Genomic DNA, 598 nt, shown 5'->3' with positions numbered 1-598 from the left:
ATGTCAGACTCCCTGAACAGTTCTCGATAATCGGGAAACTCAGAGCGCATTATCCTGTGGTCACACTCTGCCATGTGTTCGGGGTTCATCGCAGCAGCTACAGATACTGGAAAAACCGTCCTGAAAAACCAGACGGCAGACGGGCTGTATTACGCAGTCAGGTACTTGAGCTACATGGCATCAGCCACGGTTCGGCCGGAGCAAGAAGCATCGCCACAATGGCAACCCGGAGAGGCTACCAGATGGGACGCTGGCTTGCTGGCAGGCTCATGAAAGAGCTGGGGCTGGTCAGCTGTCAGCAGCCGACTCACCGGTATAAACGTGGTGGTCATGAACATGTTGCTATCCCTAACTACCTTGAAAGGCAGTTCGCCGTGACCGAGCCAAATCAGGTGTGGTGCGGTGATGTGACCTATATCTGGACGGGTAAGCGCTGGGCGTACCTCGCCGTTGTTCTCGACCTGTTCGCAAGAAAACCAGTGGGCTGGGCCATGTCGTTCTCGCCGGACAGCAGGCTCACCATGAAAGCGCTGGAAATGGCATGGGAAACCCGTGGTAAGCCCGGCGGGGTGATGTTCCACAGCGATCAGGGCAGTCA

General features: G+C 56.2%; 1 pseudogene. It reads left to right on the top strand.

The features are described from left to right. A pseudogene (locus tag ACLO87_RS16870) lies at window positions 1-598 on the top strand (IS3-like element IS911 family transposase); the annotation flags it as partial.

Origin of the sequence: Paenalcaligenes sp. Me52, from assembly GCF_050487965.1 — a bacterium.
GTDB lineage: Bacteria > Pseudomonadota > Gammaproteobacteria > Burkholderiales > Burkholderiaceae_B > Paenalcaligenes.
This window is presented reverse-complemented; position numbering and strand designations above follow the sequence as displayed.